Source organism: Massilia sp. Masssp93 (assembly GCF_059491295.1).
The window spans coordinates 2,855,526-2,879,287 of sequence record NZ_CP168502.1; the positions used below are offsets into that span (position 1 = coordinate 2,855,526).

Genomic DNA, 23,762 nt, shown 5'->3' on the forward strand with positions numbered 1-23,762 from the left:
GCCGGGCCGGCCGGAGCGCCGTCAGCCGCCCGCTTTCAGGCGCGCGGACAGCTTGCGCACGTCGTCCGCCTGGGCGAAGCGCATGTCGCCGGCCAGCAGGCTGTCCAATTCCTTGCGCGCGCCGTCCTTGTCGCCGCTGGCGGCCAGCGCGGCCGCCAGGTGGTAGCGGATGTCGCGCGCCTTGGGCGCCAGCGCATGCGCCGCGCGCAGCACGGTCACGGCGCGCGCCGCGTCGCCCGTGCCGACGAGGATCCAGCCCAGCGTATCCATCACGTCCGGCCGTTTCGGCGCGCGCGCGTCGCCCAGCGCCTGGTAGCACACGGCGAGATTGTTCAGGGCGACGGCGTTGTCCGGCTGGCGCCGCAGCACGGCTTCCAGCTGCGCCGCGGCCCGTTTGAAGTCGCCGGCGCCGATCCAGGTCTGGGCGCGGTAGGCCTGCGCGCGCAGGTCGTCCGGGTGCGCCGCCAGCCATTTGCCGAGGCGGCTCTCCGCTTCCGCCACGCGGCCGCCCTCGCGCAGCGCGCTGTCGATCTTGATCGCGAGTTCGTTCGTCGTGTGCAGGCCGTAGGCATGCTCGTACGCGGGCAATGCGGCCGCCGGCTGGTGCTTGGCCATCAGGATGTCGCCCTGCAGCTGGAAGCCGGCCGCGCCCTGCGGATGCTGGCGCTGCATGCGGTCGGCGAGCATCAGCGCGAGATCGGGCGAGCCCTTGCGCACGTAAAGCGCCGCGAGTTCGAGCTGGGCAGACGGGAAGTCCGGCTGGATCGCCAGCACGCTCTTGAGGTCGTCCTCGGCTTGCGTCGGGTTGTTCGACAGCAGGCGCAGTGCCGCCACCTGCATCAGCGCCGGCGCGGAGCGCGGCAGCGCCTGCGCCAGCTGCTTGTACGATTCCAGCGCGGCCGGCAAGTCGCCGCGCGCCAGCTGCGCCTTGCCCTGCAGGTCGAGCAGGTCCGGGTCTTCCGGGTGGCTGACCTGCAGGCGGCGCGCCAGGTCCAGCGCCTTGTCCGCCTGCTGCGTGCGCAGGTATTGCGCGCACAGTTCGACCCCGGGACCGATCGCACGCGGGTCGACGGCGGCGGCCTGCTCGAGCCAGTGCGTGACCTGGGCCTGGTCGTGGGCCCGGCCGGCCAGCGCCGCCAGGCCCGCCATCGCGTCGACGCTGGCCTTGTTCCGGGCCAGGAAGGCCAGCAGGATTTGGCGCGCCTCGCCCGGCTGCTGCGCGTCGAGCGCCAACTGCGACAGGCCGGCGGCGGCACGGTAGTACGACGGATCGAGCGCCAGCGCGTGCGCGAAGCTGGCGCGGGCAGCGTCGGGCTTGCCCTGCGCCGCCAGCACCTGGCCCTTGAGGGCGTGCACCAGCGGCTTGCCGGGCTGGGTGCGTTCCAGTGCGAGCGCCGCGTCCAGGGCGGCGTCGCGCCGGCCCAGCTTGAGGTTGGCCTGCACGAGCGCCTCGCCCGCTTCGAGCGAGTTCTTGTCGAGCGTCGTCGCGGCCTGCAACTGGCGCACGGCGTCGTCCGTCGCGCCTTCGCCCAGGCGCGACAGGCCCAGACCCGTACGCAGCGACGCCGATGTGGAATCGAGCGCGCTCGCGCGGGCGAACAGGTCGGCCGCCTGGCTGAAGCGGTGCGACTGCATGTCGGCGTCGGCGGCCAGTCCCAGCACCTGGGCGTCCAGCTGGCGCGCGTCCAGCATGGGTTCCAGCACGGCGCGCGCGTCGTCAGCGTGGCCCGAGCCGATCAAGGCCTGCGCCAGCATCTTGCGCGCGTACACGTTGGCGGGATTGCGCTCCAGGTAGCGGCGGAAGTATTGCTCCGACTGGTAATACGACCCGAGCCTGAGGTCGACGGCGCCGGCCAGCAGCACGCTCGGCATGTGGTCGGGCACGGCCCTGAGCACCTTGTACAGCACGTCGCGGGCCGCGTCCGGCTTGTCCGTCGAATAGTCGAGCAGCGCCTGGGTATAGCCCACCAGCAGGCTGGCGGGCGCGCCCTTTGCCGCCAGGTCCAGCTCGGCCTGGGCCAGTTGCGGGCGGCGCAGGCCGATCGCCAGATAGGCTTTTTCCACGTGGGCCGTGCGGTGCTGCGGGCTGACGGCCAGCACGCGGTCGTACAGCGCCAGCGCCTGTTCCGGATGGTCCCCGGCGCGCACCAGGTCCGCCTTGAACATCAAGGCATCCACATTGCGCGCATCGCGGGCCAGCACGCGGTCGGCGTAACCGTGCGCGGCGTCGCCGCGCCCTTCGACGATCGCGAGCCGGCCCATGCCCACGAGGGCCGCCGGGTCGTCCGGATGCTGCGCCAGCACGTGTTCGTAGGCGGCCCGCGCCTCGTCGTTCTTGCCCAGCGCCAGCGAGGCGTCGCCGCGCGCGACGCTCAACGCCGGGTCGTCGGGCCCGCCTCTCGTCTCGTCCAGGGCCTTGCGGTGCTGCCCTTCCATCACGAGCGCGGCGGCCAGCGCGGCCAGGGCCGGACCGCGCGCGTAACCGCGGTCCAGCGCCTGCCGCGCTTCCTTTTCGGCCGTCGTGCTGTCGCCGAGGTCAAGGTAGGTGCGGGCCAGCAGGTAGCGCGTTTCCGTGCTGGCCGGTTCCGCGTCGAGGGCGTTCTTGAGGACGATGAGCGCGCCCCGGAAATCCCCCTGGCTGCGCAGTTGCACCGCGTGCGCGCGCTGCTGGGCGGCGGTCGGCCGGTTGCAGGCGGCCAGCGGCGCGACCAGGACGGCCGCCAGCAGGACGGTCGCCAGGCGGCTGGCGCGGCGCGGGTGCGCGGGAGGTCGGGTCGGCATCGGTGATCTTGATATGGATTAATCGCTTATTTTCGTGGTGCAAGGCCCGATAAGGCAAGCAAAACCCATCGGGCATCGCCGTGATACCACGGCGCACTTTTTGGTTGCAAAAAAATCACAACCGCTTATTGATATTAAATAATTTATTTACAAGTTAAGTTTATCTGTGGCATGATTACGTTTGAAACTGGTCAACGTGCGAATATTTGAGGAGAGTCTGTGAAAAACGCGCTCAAGCTGGCCGTCGCGGCCGCCTGCGTACTCGGCGTCAGCCATGCAGGCGCTGCCACCATCCTCGATTCCGGCACCACCGCCTACTACGGTGCGGACAACAAGGGCGCCGCCGACAGCATCGGCGGGAGCACGTACGACATTTCGCAGGCGACGATCGCGCGGGCCGGCGACGTCCTGACCATCACGATCACGACTGCGTTCGCCGGCAAGGCGGGCGTGAGTTCGTCCTGGGGCAAGGACCCGCTGACGGGCGCTACCGGCAAGGGCATCGGCTACGGCGACGTCTTCCTGTCGGATACGTGGAACGCGGCCGGCACGAGCAGCAATCACTACGCCACCGACAACGCGACCAAGGGCACCGTCTGGGACTACGGCTTCGCGCTCAACAACCGCTGGAGCAACACGGGCGGCACGTTCAAGCTGTATGCGCTGAACGGCGCGACGAACGCGCAGAACATCCTGAATTCCAACAGCTACATCAGCTGCGGCACCTCGTGCAACTACCGCGAGAACGAGGAAACGGCAGTCAACACCAATTCGACCTCGGTCAAGGACACGGGACTCGCCGGCACCTGGTCCGTCACGACCAACAGGACCAATCCGGCGCAGAGCGCCCTCACGTTCAAGATCGACCTGAGCGGCTCGGAACTGCTGGACTACAGCTCGTTCGCGATGCACTGGGGCGAAACCTGCCAGAACGACGTCATCGAAGGCCTGGCCAAGAACGTGCACGTGCCGCTGCCGGGCACCGCCGCCCTGCTGCTCCTCGGCCTGGGCGCACTGGGCGCCGCGCGCCGCCGCGGCGGACGGGCGCTGCCGCCCGGCGCCGCCGCGGCGGCCGGGCGCTGCCGCCCGGCGCCGACGCCTGATCTTTGGATCAGTGTCCGCGCCGCGCGGCGCGGATAGACTCGGGGTGTCATCCTTTTGCGAGAACCCCATGGACCACTCCCCCCAAGTCAATGCCGACAATGCCGGCGTCGTGCAGGAATTCGGCGCGCTCGCGCCCGTGCGCATCGGCCTGCCCGAGCAGACCCGTTCGCAAAGCGTGCGCGCGCTGAACCGCCTGCTGGCCCACACGATGGCGCTGCGCGACGCGTACAAGAAGGCGCACTGGCAGACGTCCGGCGCCACGTTCTATGAACTGCACCTGCTGTTCGACAAGCACTACGAAGAACAGGTGACGATCATGGACGCCCTCGCGGAGCGCATCCAGACGCTGGGCGGCGTCACGTTCGCGCTGGCGGGCGACGTGGCCGGCGAATCGTCGATCGCACGCGCGCCGCGCGGGCGCGAGTCGGCCCACGCGCAGCTGGAGCGCCTGGCCGGCGCCCACGAGACGATCCTGCTGGACGCCCGCCCGCTGGCCCGCCACGCGGCCGACGCCGGCGACGACGGCAGCAACGACCTGATCGTCAGCCAGGTCGTGCGCGCCAACGAACTGCAAAGCTGGTTCATCGGCCAGCACCTGGCGCTGCAGGCGGAACGCGGCTGACGGACCGCCGTCGGATATCCGTTCGTATAGCTGGACCCGGCCCGCCTTCGTCCCGACAATGCGTGTGGCGGCGCGACATTCCCGTGCGCGCCGCCGATCACCGGACGAGGAGCCGCCATGACCATCCACCCGCCCCCGCTGGCGCCCAGCCTCGAGCCCGACCGGCAGGCGCGCCTTGCCACGATCGGCCAGCTGGCCGCGTCGATCGCCCACGAAGTCGACCAGCCGCTGGCCGCCATCGCCCTGCACGCCCACGCCGCCCTGCGCTGCATCGAACGCGCCCAGGCGCCCGCCCAGGCCCAGGCCGCGCTGCGCGCCGTGCTGGACGCGTCGCGGCGCGCGAGCGCCATCGTGCACAGCGTGCGTGCGCTCGCGGGCCAGGTCCGCGCCGGCCACGGCGACTGCCGCCTGGACGCGGCCGTGGACGACGTGCTGGCCGGCTACGCGGCCGACCTGCGCCGCCACGCCATCGCCAGCCGCGTGACCCTGGCCGCCGGCGCGCGCATCGTGCGGGCGAATCCGGTGCAGCTGCGCCAGCTGCTGCGCAACCTCGTCGGCAATGCGGTCGACGCCCTGCGCGCGGACCCCGGCCGGCCGCGCCGGCTGGCGATCCGCGCCCGCGCGGGCGCCGGCGGCACGGTCGTCGTCACCGTGCGCGACAACGGCGCCGGCATCGACGCGGCGACGGCGTCCGATGCGTTCGACCCGCTCGTCACGACCAAGGTGCACGGCCTCGGCCTGGGCCTCGCGATCTGCCGCGCCATCGTCGACGCACACCAGGGCCGCATCTGGCTCGAGGCCAATCCGGACCACGGCTGCACGGCCGGCTTCGCGCTGCCGCGCGTCCGCCATGGCGCCACGAGCGCCGGCGAGGCCGCCCATGGATGACCCGCGCCCCATCACGCTGCTGATCGCGGACGACCACCCGCTGATCCTGGCCGGCCTGGCCGCGCTGGTCCGGCTCGAGCCGGCGCTGGCGCTGGTCGGCGAAGCGCGCGACGGCGTCACGGCCGTCGAACACTACCTGCGCCTGCGGCCGGACGTCATGCTCGTCGACCTGAACATGCCGGGCGGCGGCGGAGTCGAGGCGATCCGCAAGATCCGCGCCGTCGTGCCCGACGCCCGCATCGTCATCCTCACCACCTACGACGGCGACGAGGACGTGCACCGCGGCCTGCTGGCCGGCGCCAGCGCCTACCTGCTCAAACAGTCGGGCCTCGACGAGGTCGTGCTGTGCGTGCGCCAGGTGGCGGCCAACCGCCGCTACCTCGCGCCGGGCCTGGCCGAAAAACTGGCGGGGCGCGTGGACGGCAACAGCCTGTCGCCGCGCGAACTGGAAATCCTCGCGCACCTGTCCGCCGGCATGAGCAACAAGATGATCGCCCGCGCCGAGAACATCGGCGTCGGGACCGTCAAATACCATGTCAACAACATCCTCTCCAAGCTGAACGTCTCGTGCCGCACCGAAGCGGCGTGCGTCGCGGCGCGGCGGGGGCTGATCCACGCCTACTGAAAGGTCCGCAGAGGTCGACATTTCGGGGTCGACACTTCGGGGTCAGAGCCCGATTTTGGGAAATTGCCTGAAACCGGGCTCTGACCCCGGTATTGTCGATGTTGTACAATCGGGTGCCGTACCATGCCACCGCAAACACCGCATGAACCCTCCCAGCACCTCGCCGATCCGCGTGCTGATCGCGGACGACCATCCGATGATGCGCGAAGGCATAGCCGCCACGCTGACCGCCCACGGCGGCATCGAGGTCGTCGCGCAGGCCCGCGACGGCGACGAAGCCATCCATTTCTTCACGAGCCACCGCCCGGACGTCGCGCTCCTCGACCTGCAGATGCCGGGCAAGGACGGGCTGGAAGCCATCCGCGCGATCCGCAGCATGCATCCGGACGCGCGCCTCGTCGTGCTCACGACCTACGACGGCGACGCCCGCATCGCGGCCGCGCTCAAGGCCGGCGCCTCGGCCTACCTGTTGAAGAACGTGCCCGGCCGCGAGCTGGCCGCCACCGTGCGCGAGGTGTACAACGGCTCGCACATCCTGCCGCAGGCGCTGCGGCGCGAGGTGGCGATCCACTATGCCGGCGACGCGCTGTCGCCGCGCGAGCTGGACGTCCTGCGCCTCGCGGCCGTCGGCCATTCGAACCGCGGCATCGGCCAGCAGCTGCACATCGGCGAGACGACGGTCAAGACGCACATGAGCACCATCCTCGTGAAGCTGGGCGCGAACGACCGCGCGCACGCCGTCACGCTGGCCGTCCAGCGCGGCTTCATCGACCTGTGACCGCGCGCCGGGCCTACGGCGGCGACTGCGCGCCGATATAGGCGCCGAGACCAGCCACGAGCGCGTCGAACGCGACCCGGCAGCGCGGGCTGGCGCGCAGGTCTTCGTGCATCGTGACCCACGTGTCGAGCCGGAACGAGAACGCGTCCGGCAGCACGCGCACGAGCGCCGGCGCGCGCGCGGCGAGCGGCACCTGGCACACGCCGATCCCGGCCCCGGCGCGGATCAACGCCAGCTGGGCCACGTCGCTGTCGGTGCGCAGCGCAAAGCGCTCGCGCGCATAACCCGGCAGCGCCTTCGCGGCCTGGCGCACGAACGGCGTCGGCCGGTCGTAGCCGATCAGGGCGTGCGCGGAGAGGTCGTCCAGCGTGGCCGGCGTGCCGCGGCGTTCCAGGTAATCGGCGCGCGCATGCAAACCCAGCTCGATCGCGCCGACGCGGCGCGCCACCAGCTGTTCCTGGCGCGGCGCCGTCATGCGCACGGCGATGTCGGCCTCGCGCTGCAGCAGGTCGTGCACGCGGTTCGACAGCACCAGTTCGACCTTCAGCGCCGGATGGCGCCGCGCCAGGCCGGCCACGATGGCCGGCATCACTTCCACGCCGACGACGTCGCTGACGCTGATCCGTACCGCGCCGGCGGCCGCACCCGCGCTGCCGCGCAAGCCGGATGCGGTGCGCTCCAGCGCGGCGGCCGTGCTTTCCATCGCCTCGGCGTGCGGGCGCAGCGCGTGCGCGGCCTCCGTCGGCAGCAAGCCCGCCTGCGAGCGCGTGAACAGCACCAGCCCCAATGCGCCTTCCAGGGCCGCCACGTGCCGCCCGACAGTCGGCTGCGCCACGCCGAGCGCGCGCGCCGCGCCGGACAGCGAGCCTTCGCGCAGCACGCCGAGGAAGGCCCGATAGAATTCCCATTCGATCGTCATGTTCTATAAAAATGTATAGCTGCTGGTGAAAGTCATGCAATTCCATTGAGCCAGACGAACGGTTACGCTGTCAACAGTTTCCACGGTTTCCACACTTACCACACACGGAGGACGGCATGAACGGATCGGACCAACAGAAAACGGCACTGGTACTGGGCGCCAGCGGCGGCATCGGCGGCGAGGTGGCGCGCCGGCTCGCGCGGGACGGCTGGCAGGTGCGGGGCCTCAAGCGCGGGCTGGCCTCGGAGACGGTCGATACGGACGGCATCGCGTGGATGGCCGGCGACGCGCTGGACCGCGCCGACGTGGCGCGCGCCGCGCAGGGCTGCGCCGTCATCGTGCACGCCGTGAACCCGCCCGCCTACCGCAACTGGGGCAAGCTCGTGCTGCCCATGCTGGACAACACCATCGCGGCGGCCGCCGCCAGCGGTGCGCTCGTCGTCCTGCCCGGCACCGTGTACAACTACGGGCCGGACGCATTCCCGCTCCTCGCCGAGGACGCGCCCCAGCATCCCGCCACGCGCAAGGGCGGCCTGCGGGTGCGGATGGAAGCGGCGCTGGAAGCCCACGCGGCGCGCGGCGGCCGCGTGCTGATCGTACGGTCCGGCGATTTTTTCGGCCCGCGCGCCGGCAACAACTGGTTCGCGCAAAGCCTCGTCAAGCCGGGCAAGCCGGTCGGCCGCATCGCCAACCCGGCCGCACCTGGCGTCGGCCACCAGTGGGCCTACCTGCCCGACGTGGCGGCGACGATGGCCGCGCTGATCGAACGCCGCGCACAGCTCGATCCGTTCGCCCGCTTCCACATGGCCGGCCACTGGGACCCGGACGGCAGCGCCATGTGCGATGCCATCCGCCGCGTCGTCGCGCGCCGCGGCGCCCGGGCATCCGTCGGCGCCTTCCCGTGGTGGCTCGTGCGGCTGGCCGCGCCGTTCAACGAGACGCTGCGCGAACTGCAGGAAATGCGTTACCTGTGGCGCCAGCCGGTCCGGCTGGACAACGCGCGCCTCGTGGACGTATTGGGCGCCGAGCCGCACACGCCGCTCGACGACGCCGTCGAACGCACGCTGGTCGGACTGGGCTGCCTGCCGCCGGCGGACCGTCAGGCGCACACGCCGGCGCCGAGCAGCGCGCCCATGGCGGCGGCGTTGACCGGACGGCTGAACCAGTAGCCCTGCGCCTCGTTGCAATCGTGCGCCTTGAGAAACGCCAGCTGCGCCTGGGCCTCGACGCCTTCGGCGACGACGCGGTGATGCAGGTTCTTGCCCATGCCGATGACGGCACTGACGATGGCGCCGTTGCTGCCCGCCCCCGCATCGATCGCGCGGACGAACGACTGGTCGATCTTGAGCACGTCGATGGGGAATTGGTTCAGGTAGCTCAGGCTCGAGTAGCCGGTGCCGAAGTCGTCCACGGCGATCTGCACGCCCATCGCCTTGAACTTGGCCAGCAGGTCGGCGCTGGCGGCCACGTCGCGCATCAGCACGCTCTCGGTCAGTTCGAGCTGCAGGCAGGTCGGATCGACGCCGGTGGCGTCGAAGATGGCGATGGCCTGATCGAAGAATTCGCGGTGGCGGAATTCGAGCGCGGATACGTTCACCGCGATCGATATCGCCGGTGATGCGGCCGGTTGCCAGGTCGACCTTCGGCTGGTAGTTCAGTCTGAATTCGGACCGTTCCAGCGCCCGCCGCAGATTGCTCTCGACCAGCTGCCGCTCCACGGCGCGCGTGTTCATGTCGTGGCGGAAGAACTGGTAATTCGCGCGCCCGCGCTCCTTGGCGTGGTACATCGCGGTGTCGGCGTTCTTGATCAGGGCGGCGGGTTCGGTGCCGTCGTCGGGAAACACGCTGATGCCGATACTCGTCGACGTGTGCAGCTCGTGCTCGTCGAGCACGAACGGCACCGACAGCACCAGCAGGATCTTCTCGGCCGTCAGCGCCGCATTCTGCGCCTGGCGTTCGTCGGCCAGCAGGATCACGAACTCGTCGCCACCGTGGCGGCTCACCGTGTCGGAGGCGCGCACGCAGTCGACCAGCCGCTTCGACACGGCTTGCAGCAACCGGTCGCCGACCGCGTGCCCCAGCGAATCGTTGATGTGCTTGAATTTGTCGAGGTCGAGGAACAGCAACGCGGGGTAGCAATCGCTGCGCCTGGCCAGGGCGATGGCCTGCGTGATGCGGTCGTTCAGCAGCATGCGGTTGGGCAGGCCGGTCAGGAAGTCGTGCTGCGCCTGGTGCCGCATCTTCAACGCCAGCGCCACGTGGTCGGAAATGTCGCGGAATACCATCACGGCGCCCACCAGATGCCCGTCCCAATCGTGGATCGGTGCCGCCGAGTCTTCGATCGGGACGCGCTTGCCGCTGCGGTCCACCAGCACGGCTTCGCCGGCCAGGCCCAGCGGCCGATCGCTGTGCAGGACGTATTCGACGGGATTGGTGATCGGGTGCCCGGTGGCGCTGTCGATGATGTTGAGGATGTCGGTGACGGGATGGCCGCACGCCTCCTCGCGCGTCCACCCCGTGATCTTTTCGGCCGCGACGTTCAGGTAATCGACGCCGCCGCACATGTCGGCCGAGATGACGGCGTCGCCGATCGAATTGAGCGTGATCTCGGCGCGCGCCTGCGCGACGTACAAGCCCTGCTCCACCTTCATGCGTTCGATAATGTTGAGCAGGGACTGCGGCACCAGGTAATTGTCGAAGTACCCCTTCGACAGCCAGCCCTGCGCGCCGCGCCTGACGGCTTCCTTCGCTTCCTCTTCGTTCTCGAGCTCGCACAGCGTCAGGATCGGGGTGTGCGGCGCCACGCCGTACAGGCGGTCGAAGCAGTCGAGGCCATGGGCATCGGGCAGCGCCAGGTCGGCCAGGATCGCATCGATGCCGCCCTGCCGGACACGGTCCACGCCGTCCGCCAGCGCGCACACGCTCTCGACGTCGAAGGGACCGTCGTGCGCATTGCCGAGCGCGTGTTCGAGGATACGGATGTCATCCGCGCTCGGTGAGATGATGAGGACGCGTTTGGCCACGGTATCTCCAGCAGGGTTCCATGCGGCTGTCGTGGCCCGGCCGGGACGGGACTTCGCTCCAGAGCGCCGCTTCGCGCTACCCGGTTCGCGCGGGTGTGAACGAGTATAGGCTTACTCGCATTGCCGTCAACCAGGCCCGGCGCTGACGCCGCGGACGCGCTACCGCGTGCCGACCTCGACACGGCCAAGCTGCTGCCCCTTGCCGTACATCCGGCACTCGGCCGCCAGCGCCAGCAGGTTCGGATCGCGCTCGCGGCTCTTCGACAGGATCAGGCTGATCGTCTGGTGCGACGCATACGGCGCATCGAGCGGGATCAGCTGGATGCGCGTGCTGAACTCGGCCACGCGGCCCGGCAGCAGGCTGTAGCCCATGCCGCCGCTGACCAGGTTGATGAGCGAGAAGATGTCGGACACGCGCATGATCGTCTCCGGCGTGTAGCCGGCCTGGCGGAACGCGTGGTCGAAGCTGTCCGACGTGACGAAGCCGCCGCCGAGGGTAATGAATTTTTCGCCCTGCAGGTCGCGCAGGTCGACGTGGGCGCGGGCGGCGTACGGCGAACCGAGCGGCGCGGCCAGGTGGATCCGGTCCTCGAACAGCGGCACGGCCAGCAGTTGCGCATCGTCGAGCGGCGCCTGGAGGCCGATGACGATGGCGTCCAGCCGCCCTTCGTCCAGCCCCCGCAGCAATTCCTGGTTCGAGCCCAGGGTCAGGTCGATCTGCAGCTCGGGCCGCCGCAGCTTGACGCCCATCAGCAGTTGCGGGATGCAGCGCAGGGTCAGCGAATACAACGACCCGATCTTGAGGCGGCCGCCCGCGAATCCGGCCAGTTCGCGCACCTTGCGCACGCCCTCTTCCGTTTCGCTGACGGCGCGCTGCGCGTGCTTGGCGAACGCATAGGCGGCCGGCAGCGGCGCCAGGTTGCGGCCCTCGCGCCGGAACAGCGGGCAGCGCAGGCCCTCCTCCAGCGAGTGCAGCGCGCGGTGGATGCTGACCGTGCTGGTGCCCAGTTCTTCCGACACGCGCGCCAGGCTGTGCAGGCGCATGAAGGCCAGGAAGACTTCCAGTTTCTTGAGGGTAATCTCTTCATCGATCATCGCGCCGCTCCTGCCGGGAGCATACTCCAATCATTAACCTGAGAGTAAACATTCGGACGCCGCGTTGATTGAAGGCCGTCCTGCCCGTTTCTATGCTGGCGTTACCGTCCGTACAAAGGAGACAACATGGAAAGCAATACGCCCGCCCCGCGCCAGTGGGACACCCGGCGCCAGGAAAAGGCGCGCCGGATGGCGGCGGCCAGCCACCTGGCCGATGGGCCCGTGCTGGCGCCCGAGCGCATCGTCGAGGCGTTGCAGGTGCTGCTGGCCAGCGGCGACCGCGTGGTCCTCGAGGGGAATAACCAGAAACAGGCGGATTTCCTGGCCCGCTCGCTGGTGCAGGTCGACCCGGACCGGGTCAACCATCTGCACATGATCATGCCCAGCGTGAGCCTGCCGGAGCACCTCGACCTGTTCGAGCGCGGCATCGCCAGCAAACTCGATTTCGCCTTCGCCGGCGCGCAGAGCCTGCGCATCTCGCAATTCCTGCAGGAGGGCCTGCTTTCCGTGGGCGCCCTGCACACCTATATCGAGCTGTACGCCCGCCTGTACGTCGACCTGACGCCGAACGTCGTGATGGTCGCCGGCTACAAGGCCGACCGCCAGGGCAATCTGTACACGGGCCCCAGCACGGAAGACACGCCGGCCCTCGTCGAGGCGGCGGCGTTCCGCGACGGTATCGTGATCGCCCAGGTCAACGAGATCGTCGACGACCCGAAAGACCTGCCGCGCGTGGACATTCCGGGCGCATGGGTCGATTACGTCGTCCGGTCCGACAAGCCGTTCTACATCGAACCCCTGTTCACGCGCGATCCGCGCCTCATCAAGCCGGTGCACATCCTGATGGGGATGATGGCGATCCGCGGCGTCTACGAGCGCCACGGCGTGCAGTCGCTGAACCACGGCATCGGCTTCAACACGGCCGCCATCGAACTGCTGCTGCCGACCTATGGCGAGCAGCTCGGCCTGAAAGGCAAGATCTGCCGCAACTGGACGCTGAACCCGCACCCCACGCTGATCCCCGCCATCGAATCGGGCTGGGTCGAGAGCGTGCACTGCTTCGGCGCCGAACTGGGCATGGAAAACTACACGGCCGCCCGCCCCGACGTGTTCTTCATCGGCCGCGACGGCTCGATGCGCTCGAACCGCGCGTTGTGCCAGCTCGCGGGCCAGTATGCCGTCGACCTGTTCATCGGTTCCACCCTCCAGATGGATGGCCTGGCCAATTCGTCGACCGTCACCCACGGCCGCCTCACCGGCTTCGGCGGCGCACCGAACATGGGACACGATCCGCACGGCCGGCGCCACCCGACGCCCGCCTGGCTCGACCTCGTGGAGACGGACGATCCGCTCGCGCGCGGCAAGAAGCTCGTCGTGCAGATGGTCGAGACGTTCCAGGACGGCAGCCAGCCGACCATCGTCGAATCGCTCGACGCCGTCGAGGTGGGCAAGGCCTCCGGCATGCCGCTGGCGCCCGTGATGATCTATGGCGACGACGTCACCCACGTCCTCACCGAAGAAGGCATCGCCTACCTGTACAAGGCGCAGTCCCTGGAAGAGCGCAAGGCGATGCTGGCGGCCGTCGCGGGCGTCACGCCGATCGGACTGCGCCACGACCCGACGCAGACGGCGCGCATGCGCCAGCAAGGCCTGATCGCGCTGCCCGAGGACATGGGCGTGCGCCGCGCCGACGCCACCCGCTCGCTGCTGGCCGCGAAGAGCATCGCGGAGCTGGTCGACTGGTCCGGCGGCCTGTACGAACCGCCCGCCAAATTCAGGAGCTGGTGATGACGGCGCGCGCACCCATCCTCGTGCCGGCCGCGCCGGATCTTGCCTTGCAGCTGGCCCACCACGCCGTCGGCGCCCTCGTCGACGAAGCCATGCTGACGCCGAAACCGGGCCTCGTCGACCTGCGCGGCGCCGGCGCCCACCGCGACCTCAGTTGGCCGCTGATGTGCGCGTCGGCGTGCGCGCTGCGGCCCGCGTTCGGCCAGATGGCGCTCGCCGGCGCCCTCATCGGCGGCGACGACCTGCTGCTGCGGCGGCGCATCGGCGCCATCGGGCGCGACGCCGAACACGCGATGATGGCGGCCAGCGGCGGCGTCAACACGCACCGCGGCGCCATCTGGGCGCTCGGCCTGCTGGTCACGGCGGCGGCAGCGACGCCTGAGCGCGACGCGGCCGCCATCGCCGCGCGCGCCGGCCACCTGGCCCGACTCATGGACCCCGGCGCGCCGGTGCGCACGGGCCACAAGGGCGAACGCGCCTGCATCGAACACGGCGTCGGCGGCGCCCGCGGCCAGGCCGCCGCCGGCTTCCCGCACGTGATCGACCACGCGCTGCCGATGCTGAAACTGGCCCGGGCCCGCGGCGCCGCCGAACACCACGCCCGCGTCGACGCCCTGCTCGCCGTGATGGCGACGCTGGACGACACCTGCCTGCTGGCGCGCGGCGGCCGCAAGGCCCTGGACACCGCGCAGGACGGCGCGCGGCGCGTGCTGGCATGCGGCGGCGTCGCCACCCCGAACGGCCGCCGCGCCTTCGACACGCTGGAAGGCCGCCTGCGCCGGCTGCACGTCTCGCCCGGCGGCGCCGCCGACCTGCTGGCGGCCGCGCTGCTGCTGGACCGCATCGAACGCGCGCTCGCAACGACTATGGAGATGGATTGATCATGGAAAGACTGGAATACCAATTCGCCGCCGGCCAGCCGGCGCCAGGGCGCACCGTCAGCGGCGTCGTCAGCTCGGGCGACCTGGAAGTGCTGCTGGAGCCGGCCCCCGCCGGGCGCACGACGGTTGCCGTGCAGACGTCCGTGGACGGCTACGGCGGCACCTGGAAGGCACTGCTGGAACGCGTGTTCGGTGCCGGCGACCTGCCCGCCGCCCGCATCGAGATCAACGACAATGGCGCCACGCCGGGCGTCGTGCGCATGCGCATCGAGCAGGCGTACGAACAAGCCAACGACGGAGGCCGGCCATGAACATCGAGAACCTGCTCACGCGCGACAGCTTCATCGAACGGGGCGCCCGCAGCCGCGCGCAGGCGCTGCTCGATCCGGGCTCGTTCCGCGAACTGGCCGGACCGTTCGCACGCCTGCACTCGCCGTGGCTCGCCATGCAGAAGCTCGTCACGCAGGCCGACGACGGGGTCGTCGTCGCCAAGGGCACGCTCGCGGGCCTGCGGACCGTCGTGCTCGCGATCGAAGGCGCGTTCCAGGGCGGCAGCATGGGCGAGATCGGCGCCGCCAAGATCGCCGGCGCGCTGGAACTGGCCGCCCGCGACAACGAACGCGGCATCCCCACGCAGGCCGTGATCGTGTTCGAGACCGGCGGCGTGCGCCTGCAGGAAGCGAACCTGGGCCTGGCGGGCATCGCCGAGATCCAGTCCGCCATCGTCGCCCTGCGCCGCCACCGGCCCGTCGTCGGCGTCAGCGCGGGCACGGTCGGCTGCTACGGCGGCATGTCGATCGCAGCCGGGCTGTGCTCGTACTTCGTGATGACGCGCGAGGCCCGCCTCGGCCTGAACGGCCCGCAGGTGATCGAGCAGGAAGCCGGCGTGGCGGAATTCGACGCGCGCCAGCGCGCCCTGATCTGGGGCCTGACGGGCGGCGCGCAGCGTGCGGCCACGCACCTGGCGGACGCCTGCGTCGACGACGACACGACGGCCATCCGCGCCACCGTCATCGACCTGTTCGCCCGGGGCGTGCCGGCGACCCACCGCAGCGACCGCGCCGCCGGCTTCCTCGCCTGCCTGGACCGGGTCGACACGACGCGCCAGGCGACGGCGGACGACGTACGCGAGATCTATTCGAAAGGACTGGAATGATGGCCCCTCACACCCACCACGCGTCGCGCGGCGCCATGTGGCTGCGCCTGCTCACGGGCGGCGCCCACCCCGCGCACGACTGGACGACCGTCCACGCCTGCGACGCGATCCTCGCCGGCCGGCCGGCGCGCTACATCGCCGTCGTGCCCGACGCCGACAACGCCTTTTCCCGCGCCCGCGACGGCGAAGTGGGCCTCGTCGAAGGCTGGCGCCTGGCGCAGGCCGTGCGCGAGGTGATCGCCATGGACCGCGACGCGCCCGCCAAGCGCCCGATCGTCGCCGTCATCGACGTCCCGAGCCAGGCCTACGGCCGGCGCGAGGAAGCGTACGGCATCCACCAGGCGCTCGCCGGCGCCGTCGCCGCCTACGCGGATGCGCGCCAGGCCGGCCACCCCGTCATCGGCCTGATCGTCGGCCTCGCGATGTCCGGCGCCTTCCTCGCCCACGGCTACCAGGCCAACCGCCTGATCGCGCTGGACGACCCGGCCGTCGCGGTGCACGCGATGGGCAAGGCATCCGCCGCGCGCGTGACCCTGCGTTCCGTCGAGGCACTCGAAAAGCTGGCGGCCAGCGTGCCGCCGATGGCCTACGACATCAAGAGCTTCGCCTCGCTCGGCATCCTGCACGAGGTGCTGCAACTGACGAACCTCGCGCTGCCGGACGAGCAGGACATCGCCCTCGTCCACGGCGCGCTGGAGGCGGCGCTGGCCGACATCCTCGAGGACCCGCGCCGCGACCTGTCGAGCCGCCTGCGAGGACGGCATCGCGGCGCGTCGCGCCAGGTGCGCGCGCTGCTCGCATCGGAATGGGAGGCCGCCAACTAGATATTCGCCGCAGCACCCGGCCGCCAACAACAATACCCACGGCCGGTCCACCTTTTTTGGACGAAGAGGAGACACACATGATTATCTATGGAACCGCATTGCTGGCCGTATGCCACCTGCTCGGCATCTTCCTGGGCGACCTGCTCGGGACGCTGCTGGGCGCCAAGACCAACGTCGGCGGGGTCGGCATCGCCATGATCCTGCTGATTTGCGCCCGCCTGTGGCTGCACAAGCGCGGGCTGATGCCGGCGCAGACGGAGCTGGGCGTCGGCTTCTGGGGCGCGATGTACATCCCGGTCGTCGTCGCGATGGCCGCGCAGCAGAACGTCGTCGCCGCGCTGCGCGGCGGCCCCGTCGCCCTGCTCGCCGCCTTCGGCTCGGTGCTCGTGTGCGCGGTCTGCGTCTCGCTGATCAACCGCGGCGAACGCCCGGCCCCCGGCACCGAACCCGACGCCGAAGCCCGCGTCGCCACCCAACGCGCCTAACGGAGGCCACCATGCTCGAACTCCTTGAAAAGACCGTCAAACACAACGGCCTCGTGCTGGCCTTCGCCCTCGTGGGCTTCGTCATGATCGTATCGATGCAGCTGTCGCGCCGCCTCACGTTCGGCCGCGTGCACGGTTCCGCCATCGCCATCCTCATCGGCCTGGGCCTCGCCTACTGGGGCGGCATCCAGACGGGCGGCCAGAAGGGCCTCGCCGACGTCTCCCTGTTCGCCGGCGTCGGCCTGATGGGCGGCGCCATGCTGCGCGACTTCGCCATCGTCGCCACCGCGTTCGAGGTGCAGGTCGTGGAAGCGAAGAAGGCAGGCCTCGTGGGGGTCGTCGCGCTGCTGCTCGGCACGGTGCTGCCGTTCATCGTCGGCGCCAGCGTGGCGTGGGCGTTCGGCTACCGCGACGCGATCAGCATGACGACCATCGGCGCCGGCGCCGTCACCTACATCGTCGGCCCCGTGACGGGCGCCGCGATCGGCGCCAGCTCGGAGCTCATGGCGCTGTCGATCGCCACGGGTCTCGTCAAGGCGATCATGGTCATGGTCGGCACACCGATGGCCGCGCGCTTCCTGCGCCTGTCGACCCCGCGCTCGGCGATGGTGTTCGGCGGCCTGGCCGGCACGGTCAGCGGTGTCTCGGCGGGCCTGGCGGCCACCGACCGCAAGCTCGTGCCGTACGGCGCCCTGGTGGCGACGTTCCACACGGGCCTCGGCTGCCTCCTCGGCCCGTCGCTGCTGTACTTCGCAGTCCGCGCGCTGGTGGGCTGACATGCCGGCGCCCCGCCCGCACGACCTGCTGTTCACGCATCGCCCGGACGCATTCACGGCCGACGGCGTGCGGCCGGACTGGCTGGACCCGCGCGCGCCGCTCGTCGTGCGGCGGGCGGCCACGCCGCCCGGCATCGTGCCCGCCGGTGCGCGCGGCCTGCAGCGCAACGAGCGCTGCAAGGGTCATCTCGCACTCGACGCCGTCGCGTCCATCGTCACGCCGCGCATGCTGGCGGCACGGACGCAGGCGGCCACCGGCGACCTGCCCTGCATCGCGGCCCTGCGCGCGCTGGCGCCGCGGCTGGACCTGCTGGGCGTCGACTGGTGCCCGACCGGGGGCGCCGGCTACTGTCTCGCGTGCGTTCTGCCGGTGCTGCGCGCGACGAGCTATCTCTATCTGCTCGTGCGCCTGCCGCGCCGGCCGGCCGCCGGCGTGCTCGCCGCATTGGCCGCGCTGCAGGACGGCCAGCCCTGCCGCATCGACATCCAGCTCGACACGGGCGCGGGCGGCTTCGCGCTCGCGGAACATGCGCGCGGGGGACGCGTGCTGCTCAAGACCGATGCCGGCCCGCGCCTCGTCGACGACCCGTGGGAGGCCGCATGAGCGTCCTGTTCACCTTTCCCGGCCAGGGCGCGCAAAAGCCCGGCATGCTGCACGCGCTGCCGGATCATCCGGAGGCGGCGCGCACGCTGGCCGAGGCCACGACGGCGCTGGGCCGCGACGTCCATGCGATGGACGGCGCCGACGCGCTGCGCTCCACGGTCGCCGTGCAGCTGTCCTTGCTGGTGGCGGGCGTCGCGATGGCGCGCGTGCTGGCGGCACATGGCGCGGCGCCGCAGATGGTGGCCGGGCTGTCGATCGGGGCGTGGCCCGCGGCCGTCGTCGCGGGCGTGCTCGACTTCGCGGACGCCGTGCGCCTCGTCGAACTGCGCGCCCGGCTGATGGAGGACGCCTACCCGTCCCGCTACGGCATGACCGCGATCGGCGGGCTCACGCGCCAGCAGCTGGAACCGCTGCTCGCGCAGGTCAATCGTCCGGATCTGCCGGTCTACCTCGCGAACCTGAACGCGCCGCGCCAGCTCGTCATCGCGGGCCGCGATGCGGCGCTGGACGCCGTCGCGGATCGGGCGCTGGCCCACGGCGCCAACCGTGCGGAGCGGCTGGCCGTGCCGGTGCCGTCGCACTGCCCGCTGCTGGACGCGCAGGCGCGCACGCTCGCCTGCGCCGCCGCGCAGGTCGCGTGCCGGCGTCCGCGCATCACGTACATCAGCAGCAGCGCCGCGCGCGCCCTGTTCGACGGCGAACGTGTCGTCGCCGACCTCGCCGCGAACATGGCGCGGCCCGTGCTGTGGGCCGACACGCTGCGCCACGCGTGGGAACGGGGCGCCCGCGTGGCGGTGGAAATGCCCAGCGGATCGGTGCTGACCCGGCTCGCACAGGACGCCGACTTCGGAGCCGGCCGCGCGCTGTGCGCCGACGGCAACCGCCTCGACACGCTCGTGCAGGCGGCGCGCGACGGCCGGTAGCCTGCGCGGTCCGGCACCTCGACGACGACGGCGCGCGCCCCCGAACTCACTGCGGCAGCGAATTCACGTCCACGGCCGGCGGCGTCGCCGTCGCGGGCCGCGTGAAGTTCTGGTTGATGTTCACGTAATCGGCAAAGAAGCCGCCGTTACGCAGGTAGAACTGGCCGCCGTCGACACCGCCCGCGTAATCCTTGCGCTGGCCGTTCGCGGCCGTCGCATCGCCGGTGAAGCGCGCGGTCGCGATCTCGGTCCACTTCCCGGCCGTGTCGCGCGCCCACTGGTTGCCGAAGCGGACGCTGCGTCCCAGATAACCGTTCGTGTCGATGAAGTTCTCGACGAACGAGTACACGCCCGCGTGATAGGTGGTCGTCTGCGGGCGCTTCCACGTCGCGATCAAACGCCACTGGTTGCCCTTTTCGGGTGCGAGGAACCAGGCGCTGAAGTCCGTGTTGCCGGCGCCGTCCGGCCGGGCGCGCGTGAGGAAGCGGTAGGTGTGGCCCGCGACCCAGTCGTAGACGAGGTACGATTGCCCGCCCGTGCCCTCGCCGCCGAAGCCGTTGTCGACGACGTCCGCACCCTTGTTCACGAGTGTCGTCTTCGCCCCGCTGTCCGCATCCCAGACCGAGAACAGCACGCGCCGCTCGTGCGCGCCGTTCACCTGGATGCCGAGATAGCCGCCGACGAAACCGTTAGCCATGAAGTAGGAGCCGATCTTGTCCTGCCCCGGCGGCACCGTTACCTCGTTGTAGAAGTATTCCGTATTCGCCGGCACCTTGTACCCCATGTGGACCGAGGGGCCGCGCCGCGACCAGTAATAATTCTCGGCGTCGTTCGCATAATTCAACGGGACGTCGGTCGTGACGCGCAGCGCGGCGACGTCGCCGAAATAGCCGCCGTCCTTGTTCGCGCCTTTCAGGTCGACGCGCACATAACCGGGCGCCGCGACGGCGATGGTGCCGATCGGGTACGTCGCCAGGGCGGTGCCGGACAGCGTCAGGTCGTAATCCTTGCCCGCCACCGTCGCCCGGATCCGGCTGGTGGAGCTGCCGGCCAGGCGCGCGTCCAGCGCGAGCGTCGCGCTGCCGGCCGTGGCCATGCGGAACCAGATGCTCGTCACGGTGGCGGGACTCGTCCAGTTGGCGAGGCCGCCGTCGTTGATTTCTTCGGTCGCGTTGGCCGGCGCCTGCGTGACGAACGCATTGCCTGCGAGGGCGACGCGGTAATCCGCTGCGCCGGCCGTGGCCGATACGCCGGCGGCCGCCAGCAGCGCAAGGGTGGACAGCATGAGGCTTCTTCGTTTCATCGTCGATTCCTTCGTCATCGTGAAAAGCCGGCTGGATGGACGCGGCTCGCCCGCCGGCATGGCGGCCGCGGGGTGGGGTCAGAAGTTGTACTCGGCCGTGAGGCGCACCGACCGCGGCGCCGCGCGGCTCGCCACCTGCAGGTAGTAGCGGTTGATGGCGCCGGCATCCTCGCGCGTCTCGTTGTAGCGGTTGACGGTCTGGCGATCGAGCACGTTGAAGACGTCGGCACGGAACGTCAGCCCTTTCACGCGCGCCGGGCTCCAGGCCGCGTTCAGGTCCAGCTGCATCTGCCACGGCAGGCGGCCCTGGCTGCCGCGCGGCGCGCTCTGGCCGTTGCAGTAGAAGTAGGCGTCGCCGTAGTCGCCGTCGAAACGCAGGTTGTCGGGCAGCGCGCCGATGCAGTTGCGCGGCGCACCCGAGACCAGCGCCAGGTTGGCGCCCACCGTCACGTCCGGCAGCACCTGGGCGAAGCCGTATGCCTTGATCTGGTGCCGGTGGTCGCTCGGCAGGTAGCCGTAGGCGTTGTACATCAGTTCCTTGTGGTCGTCGCTGACGGTGAGCGCCACGTCGCCGCCGCCGATGGTGTCCGTCTGCCCTTCCATATTGCCCTTCAGCGCCGACAGCGTGTACGTGACCTTGCCGTACCAGCCGTTGCTGAACGGGTGTTCGAGGAACACGGTCAGCGCCTTGTAGGTGCGCTCCGGCAGCGGATTGCCCCACTCGGCCGCCGTGATGTCGACGCGGCGCAGGCCACGGCCGTCGTTGAAGTCGATCATCAGGCTGTTGTCGCGGCCCGGGTTCATGATCGCGCACTGGAAGCCGCCCCACTGGCTCTCGTCGACGTGGTTGCGCGCGGCCCACGCGTCGATCGGGCGCTGGTCGCACGTGTCGTCGTTGGTGTCGTTCAGGCGCCGGTACAGCAGGCTGCCGCCGGCGACGAGCCGGCGCGCCAACGCGGTCTCGAAGCCCAGCGAGAACTCGTCCTGCGACAGCGGCTTCAGGCCCACGGCCGTCACCTCGCGCGCATCGCGGCCCTGGCCGTAGAAGTTGTTCGCCGAGTACGCGTTGCCGATCGGGTGCAGGCCGGTCGGCGCGCCCGTGGCCGGATCGACGCCCGTGTAGGTGAAGAACTGGCTGGTCGAGAGCAGCGGACTCGCCATGTTGCTGGACAGGTTGGACGGCACCGGCAGGTGGTAGCGACCCGCGTTGGCGAACACCTTCAACGAGCTGTCGCCCTTGACGTCCCACGTGGCGCCGACGCGCGGGGCGATCATATTGCGCTGCGCGATGAACGCGTCGCCCTTGGTCGTGTAGTTGGTGAACTGCTCGCGGCGCAGGCCGAGGTCGAGCAGCACGCGCTGCGCCACCTGCCAGTGATCCTGCAGGTATTGCGCCGACTGCACGCTCGTCGGCCGCGCGAGGTTGGTGTTGACGTCGCGGCTGACGTAATAGCCTTGCGCGCCGTAGCCGCCGCCCTGGGCCGGCGTCTCGGACGCGCCGTTGATGGCGCGGTCCGGATCGCTGGCCTTGCGGTAGGTCCAGCGGTAGCCGCCGGCGAGCGTCTGCCCGACGAGCGATTCGACCTCGATGCGGTCGATGCCGGCACGCAGAGCATGACTCCCCAACTTGTACTCGACGTCCAGGCGCAGGCCTTTCTGGCGGTCTTCCGATGCCGGGTCGACGAGGCTGCCCGTGACGGTCTGCGGGTTGTTGTAGACGAGGCCCGGCACCTGCGTCGACACGGTGGACGACGTTTGCGCGAGGCCCGGGTCGTAGCCGTCCGGGATGCGCCGGTGGGTGGTGCGCGAATCGCCGTACAGCGCGGTCACCGTCAGGTCGTCGCGCAGGTAGCCCGTGTACTTGACGATGTCGGCGTTGGCGCCCGGCGCGGAACCGGCGCCGCAGCAGTTGATGGTCTCCTGGCCCGCGCCGCGCGGCGTGCCGTTGCGGGTCAGGGTCGCATAGTCGAAACCATAGGCCTGGGTGCGGCCGACGGTGCGGTCGTACAGCTTCGTGTATTCGAAATGGTGGTCGTCCGTCAGGTTGTAATCGAGCTTGGCCAGGTAGCGGTTGACCGTCGTGTGCGAGCTGCTCCAGCCCGTCGGCGACGTCGTGCCGGCGCTGCTGGCGGCGGCGATCGCCTCGCCGTCCGTGACGGTGCGCTCCAGTGCGACGAAGGCGAACAGCTTGTTGCGGATGAGCGGGCCGCCGCCGTACAGGCCCGCGATGCGGCTGCGCGTCGTGTTGTCGCGGTTCCAGTACAGGAGCTTGCCGTCCGTGTCCGGATAGGCGCCCGTCTGCGGATAGTACGTGTTCTCGGGCGCCGCGCGCAGGCGGGCCGGCAGGTATTGCAGCTTGCCGCCGAATTCGAACCTGTTCCCGCCGCTCTTCGTCGTGACGTTGATGACGCCGCCCGTCGAGCGCCCGAACTCGGCGCCGTAGCCGCCGGACAGCACCTGCATGTTGGCGATCGCGCCGAACGGCAGCTCGGACGCGCCCACCTGCGTGAGGATGTTCGTGACGGGGAAGCCGTTCACGTAGAACGCGTTCTCCGACTGGCCGGAACCGGAGATCTGCGGCGCGTTGCCGTACTGGCTGTTGGTGCCGCGGTTGACGCCCGGCGTCAGCTGCACGACGGACGCCACGTCGTTCGCCACCGGCAGCGCCTTGAGTTCCTTCGCCGTGAACACGACGCCGTTGTTCGTGTTGGAGACGTCGATGTACGAGCGCGTCGCCGACACGACGACGGTCTGCATGCCGCCCGCGCCGAAGCTGGCCTCGACGCCGGAACCGACGACGGCTTCCACCTCGCGGCTCGCCTCGACTGTGCCGCCGCGCAGCACCTTGACGGCATAGCGGCCCGGCGGCATCGACGTGGCGGCATAGCGCCCGGACGCGTCCGGGCTCACGGTGCGCTGCACGCCGGTGGCCAGGTTCTCGATGACGACGGTCGCGCCGGCGGGCGCACGCACCTCGCCGAAGATCGTGGTGGTGGCGTTCGACTGCGCCCAGGCCTGGCCGCCGCTCGCCGCCAGGGCGATCAGGATGGCCGTGGCATGCCGGATGGTGTCGTGCCGCAGTGTGAAGCGCTTGCTGTTCATGCTTGTCTCCTTGTTTGCGGATGCAGCAGCCCCTCCCTGTTCCGGACAGGGGCTGCTGCTCCTCGTTGTAATGATGGTGTGCTGT

The 23,762-nt window shown here is 70.4% G+C and carries 21 protein-coding genes and 1 pseudogene; 15 read left to right on the forward strand and 7 right to left on the reverse strand.

Going from position 1 to position 23,762, the window contains the following annotated elements:
• Positions 1-21: 21 nt before the first annotated feature.
• On the reverse strand, positions 22-2,781 hold the full coding sequence (gene prsT, locus ACEN9Q_RS11820) for an XrtA/PEP-CTERM system TPR-repeat protein PrsT (RefSeq protein WP_495628544.1): 2,760 nt from the start codon (positions 2,779-2,781) through the stop codon (positions 22-24).
• A 219-nt stretch (positions 2,782-3,000) separates the two neighbouring features.
• Here prsT and ACEN9Q_RS11825 point away from each other — a divergent pair, with 219 nt between their 5' ends.
• From ACEN9Q_RS11825 to ACEN9Q_RS11845, 5 genes are all read left to right on the forward strand, one after another.
• Positions 3,001-3,921, forward strand: a complete 921-nt coding sequence (locus tag ACEN9Q_RS11825; RefSeq protein ID WP_495628545.1) for a PEP-CTERM sorting domain-containing protein — start codon at positions 3,001-3,003, stop codon at positions 3,919-3,921.
• Positions 3,922-3,952: 31 nt separating this feature from the next.
• Positions 3,953-4,507 carry a Dps family protein gene (locus ACEN9Q_RS11830; RefSeq protein WP_495628546.1) on the forward strand — a complete coding sequence of 185 codons (555 nt, stop codon included), beginning with the start codon at positions 3,953-3,955 and terminating at the stop codon, positions 4,505-4,507.
• A 117-nt stretch (positions 4,508-4,624) separates the two neighbouring features.
• Positions 4,625-5,395: a sensor histidine kinase gene (locus tag ACEN9Q_RS11835; RefSeq protein WP_495628547.1), complete on the forward strand. Its 771-nt coding sequence runs from the start codon at positions 4,625-4,627 to the stop codon at positions 5,393-5,395.
• Positions 5,388-6,020 (forward strand): response regulator, encoded by a 633-nt coding sequence (locus ACEN9Q_RS11840; protein ID WP_495628548.1) that lies wholly within the window; start codon positions 5,388-5,390, stop codon positions 6,018-6,020. Before ACEN9Q_RS11835 ends, ACEN9Q_RS11840 begins: the two co-directional genes overlap by 8 nt.
• Positions 6,021-6,162: 142 nt before the next feature.
• The gene (locus ACEN9Q_RS11845; RefSeq protein ID WP_056444319.1) at positions 6,163-6,798 is read left to right on the forward strand and encodes a response regulator transcription factor; all 636 of its coding nucleotides are present in this window, start codon (positions 6,163-6,165) and stop codon (positions 6,796-6,798) included.
• 13 nt (positions 6,799-6,811) lie between these two features.
• On the opposite strand, the gene ACEN9Q_RS11850 is transcribed toward ACEN9Q_RS11845, so the two are convergent.
• On the reverse strand, positions 6,812-7,717 hold the full coding sequence (locus ACEN9Q_RS11850) for a LysR family transcriptional regulator (protein ID WP_495628549.1): 906 nt from the start codon (positions 7,715-7,717) through the stop codon (positions 6,812-6,814).
• Between the two features lie 116 nt (positions 7,718-7,833).
• On the opposite strand from ACEN9Q_RS11850, the gene ACEN9Q_RS11855 reads away from it, so the two are divergent.
• Positions 7,834-8,886 (forward strand): NAD-dependent epimerase/dehydratase family protein, encoded by a 1,053-nt coding sequence (locus ACEN9Q_RS11855; protein ID WP_495628550.1) that lies wholly within the window; start codon positions 7,834-7,836, stop codon positions 8,884-8,886.
• Here the strand turns inward: ACEN9Q_RS11855 and ACEN9Q_RS11860 are convergent.
• The 3 genes and pseudogenes from ACEN9Q_RS11860 to ACEN9Q_RS11870 all read right to left on the reverse strand — a co-directional run bounded on the left by ACEN9Q_RS11860 (position 8,817) and on the right by ACEN9Q_RS11870 (position 11,835).
• Positions 8,817-9,314, reverse strand: coding sequence for an EAL domain-containing protein (locus ACEN9Q_RS11860; protein WP_495628551.1), 498 nt, complete (start codon positions 9,312-9,314; stop codon positions 8,817-8,819). The genes ACEN9Q_RS11855 and ACEN9Q_RS11860 overlap by 70 nt on opposite strands.
• A gap of 211 nt (positions 9,315-9,525) precedes the next feature.
• A pseudogene (locus ACEN9Q_RS11865) lies at positions 9,526-10,740 on the reverse strand (diguanylate cyclase domain-containing protein); the annotation flags it as partial.
• A gap of 159 nt (positions 10,741-10,899) precedes the next feature.
• Complete coding sequence (locus ACEN9Q_RS11870) at positions 10,900-11,835, reverse strand: LysR family transcriptional regulator (RefSeq protein ID WP_056444307.1); 936 nt, start codon at positions 11,833-11,835, stop codon at positions 10,900-10,902.
• A 126-nt stretch (positions 11,836-11,961) separates the two neighbouring features.
• On the opposite strand from ACEN9Q_RS11870, the gene mdcA reads away from it, so the two are divergent.
• The 9 genes from mdcA (at position 11,962) to mdcH (ending at position 19,272) form a co-directional block, all read left to right on the forward strand.
• A complete protein-coding gene (gene mdcA / locus ACEN9Q_RS11875) occupies positions 11,962-13,623 on the forward strand; it encodes a malonate decarboxylase subunit alpha (protein WP_495628552.1) in 1,662 nt (553 codons plus the stop codon).
• Entirely contained in the window at positions 13,623-14,504 is an 882-nt protein-coding gene (locus ACEN9Q_RS11880; protein WP_495628553.1) for a triphosphoribosyl-dephospho-CoA synthase, read from the forward strand. The genes mdcA and ACEN9Q_RS11880 overlap by 1 nt, the downstream gene beginning before the upstream one ends.
• 2 nt (positions 14,505-14,506) lie before the next feature.
• Complete coding sequence (locus tag ACEN9Q_RS11885; RefSeq protein ID WP_056444298.1) at positions 14,507-14,815, forward strand: malonate decarboxylase subunit delta; 309 nt, start codon at positions 14,507-14,509, stop codon at positions 14,813-14,815.
• Positions 14,812-15,660, forward strand: coding sequence for a biotin-independent malonate decarboxylase subunit beta (locus tag ACEN9Q_RS11890; protein WP_495628554.1), 849 nt, complete (start codon positions 14,812-14,814; stop codon positions 15,658-15,660). The genes ACEN9Q_RS11885 and ACEN9Q_RS11890 overlap by 4 nt, the downstream gene beginning before the upstream one ends.
• Entirely contained in the window at positions 15,657-16,484 is an 828-nt protein-coding gene (gene mdcE, locus ACEN9Q_RS11895) for a biotin-independent malonate decarboxylase subunit gamma (protein WP_495628555.1), read from the forward strand. Before ACEN9Q_RS11890 ends, mdcE begins: the two co-directional genes overlap by 4 nt.
• A 77-nt stretch (positions 16,485-16,561) precedes the next feature.
• On the forward strand, positions 16,562-16,969 hold the full coding sequence (madL, locus tag ACEN9Q_RS11900) for a malonate transporter subunit MadL (protein WP_056444289.1): 408 nt from the start codon (positions 16,562-16,564) through the stop codon (positions 16,967-16,969).
• Positions 16,970-16,980: 11 nt separating this feature from the next.
• Positions 16,981-17,745, forward strand: a complete 765-nt coding sequence (gene madM, locus ACEN9Q_RS11905; RefSeq protein ID WP_056444286.1) for a malonate transporter subunit MadM — start codon at positions 16,981-16,983, stop codon at positions 17,743-17,745.
• Position 17,746: 1 nt separating this feature from the next.
• A complete protein-coding gene (locus ACEN9Q_RS11910; RefSeq protein ID WP_495628556.1) occupies positions 17,747-18,349 on the forward strand; it encodes a malonate decarboxylase holo-ACP synthase in 603 nt (200 codons plus the stop codon).
• Positions 18,346-19,272 carry a malonate decarboxylase subunit epsilon gene (mdcH, locus tag ACEN9Q_RS11915; protein ID WP_495628557.1) on the forward strand — a complete coding sequence of 309 codons (927 nt, stop codon included), beginning with the start codon at positions 18,346-18,348 and terminating at the stop codon, positions 19,270-19,272. Before ACEN9Q_RS11910 ends, mdcH begins: the two co-directional genes overlap by 4 nt.
• A 46-nt stretch (positions 19,273-19,318) precedes the next feature.
• On the opposite strand, the gene ACEN9Q_RS11920 is transcribed toward mdcH, so the two are convergent.
• Positions 19,319-20,575 (reverse strand): DUF3472 domain-containing protein, encoded by a 1,257-nt coding sequence (locus ACEN9Q_RS11920; RefSeq protein ID WP_495628558.1) that lies wholly within the window; start codon positions 20,573-20,575, stop codon positions 19,319-19,321.
• A 78-nt stretch (positions 20,576-20,653) separates the two neighbouring features.
• Positions 20,654-23,677, reverse strand: coding sequence for a TonB-dependent receptor (locus tag ACEN9Q_RS11925; protein ID WP_495628559.1), 3,024 nt, complete (start codon positions 23,675-23,677; stop codon positions 20,654-20,656).
• Positions 23,678-23,762: the final 85 nt, after the last annotated feature.

What these genes read in the sequence shown, in the direction of transcription:
- mdcH (WP_495628557.1), top strand. Translation starts at nt 18,346, where the DNA reads ATGAGCGTCCTGTTCACCTTTCCCGGCCAGGGCGCGCAAAAGCCCGGC.
- ACEN9Q_RS11835 (WP_495628547.1), top strand. Translation starts at nt 4,625, where the DNA reads ATGACCATCCACCCGCCCCCGCTGGCGCCCAGCCTCGAGCCCGACCGG.
- ACEN9Q_RS11910 (WP_495628556.1), top strand. Translation starts at nt 17,747, where the DNA reads ATGCCGGCGCCCCGCCCGCACGACCTGCTGTTCACGCATCGCCCGGAC.
- ACEN9Q_RS11920 (WP_495628558.1), bottom strand. Translation starts at nt 20,575, where the DNA reads ATGAAACGAAGAAGCCTCATGCTGTCCACCCTTGCGCTGCTGGCGGCC.
- ACEN9Q_RS11840 (WP_495628548.1), top strand. Translation starts at nt 5,388, where the DNA reads ATGGATGACCCGCGCCCCATCACGCTGCTGATCGCGGACGACCACCCG.
- madL (WP_056444289.1), top strand. Translation starts at nt 16,562, where the DNA reads ATGATTATCTATGGAACCGCATTGCTGGCCGTATGCCACCTGCTCGGC.
- ACEN9Q_RS11855 (WP_495628550.1), top strand. Translation starts at nt 7,834, where the DNA reads ATGAACGGATCGGACCAACAGAAAACGGCACTGGTACTGGGCGCCAGC.
- mdcA (WP_495628552.1), top strand. Translation starts at nt 11,962, where the DNA reads ATGGAAAGCAATACGCCCGCCCCGCGCCAGTGGGACACCCGGCGCCAG.
- ACEN9Q_RS11890 (WP_495628554.1), top strand. Translation starts at nt 14,812, where the DNA reads ATGAACATCGAGAACCTGCTCACGCGCGACAGCTTCATCGAACGGGGC.
- prsT (WP_495628544.1), bottom strand. Translation starts at nt 2,781, where the DNA reads ATGCCGACCCGACCTCCCGCGCACCCGCGCCGCGCCAGCCGCCTGGCG.
- madM (WP_056444286.1), top strand. Translation starts at nt 16,981, where the DNA reads ATGCTCGAACTCCTTGAAAAGACCGTCAAACACAACGGCCTCGTGCTG.
- ACEN9Q_RS11885 (WP_056444298.1), top strand. Translation starts at nt 14,507, where the DNA reads ATGGAAAGACTGGAATACCAATTCGCCGCCGGCCAGCCGGCGCCAGGG.
- ACEN9Q_RS11880 (WP_495628553.1), top strand. Translation starts at nt 13,623, where the DNA reads ATGACGGCGCGCGCACCCATCCTCGTGCCGGCCGCGCCGGATCTTGCC.
- ACEN9Q_RS11850 (WP_495628549.1), bottom strand. Translation starts at nt 7,717, where the DNA reads ATGACGATCGAATGGGAATTCTATCGGGCCTTCCTCGGCGTGCTGCGC.
- ACEN9Q_RS11925 (WP_495628559.1), bottom strand. Translation starts at nt 23,677, where the DNA reads ATGAACAGCAAGCGCTTCACACTGCGGCACGACACCATCCGGCATGCC.
- mdcE (WP_495628555.1), top strand. Translation starts at nt 15,657, where the DNA reads ATGATGGCCCCTCACACCCACCACGCGTCGCGCGGCGCCATGTGGCTG.
- ACEN9Q_RS11830 (WP_495628546.1), top strand. Translation starts at nt 3,953, where the DNA reads ATGGACCACTCCCCCCAAGTCAATGCCGACAATGCCGGCGTCGTGCAG.
- ACEN9Q_RS11870 (WP_056444307.1), bottom strand. Translation starts at nt 11,835, where the DNA reads ATGATCGATGAAGAGATTACCCTCAAGAAACTGGAAGTCTTCCTGGCC.
- ACEN9Q_RS11845 (WP_056444319.1), top strand. Translation starts at nt 6,163, where the DNA reads ATGAACCCTCCCAGCACCTCGCCGATCCGCGTGCTGATCGCGGACGAC.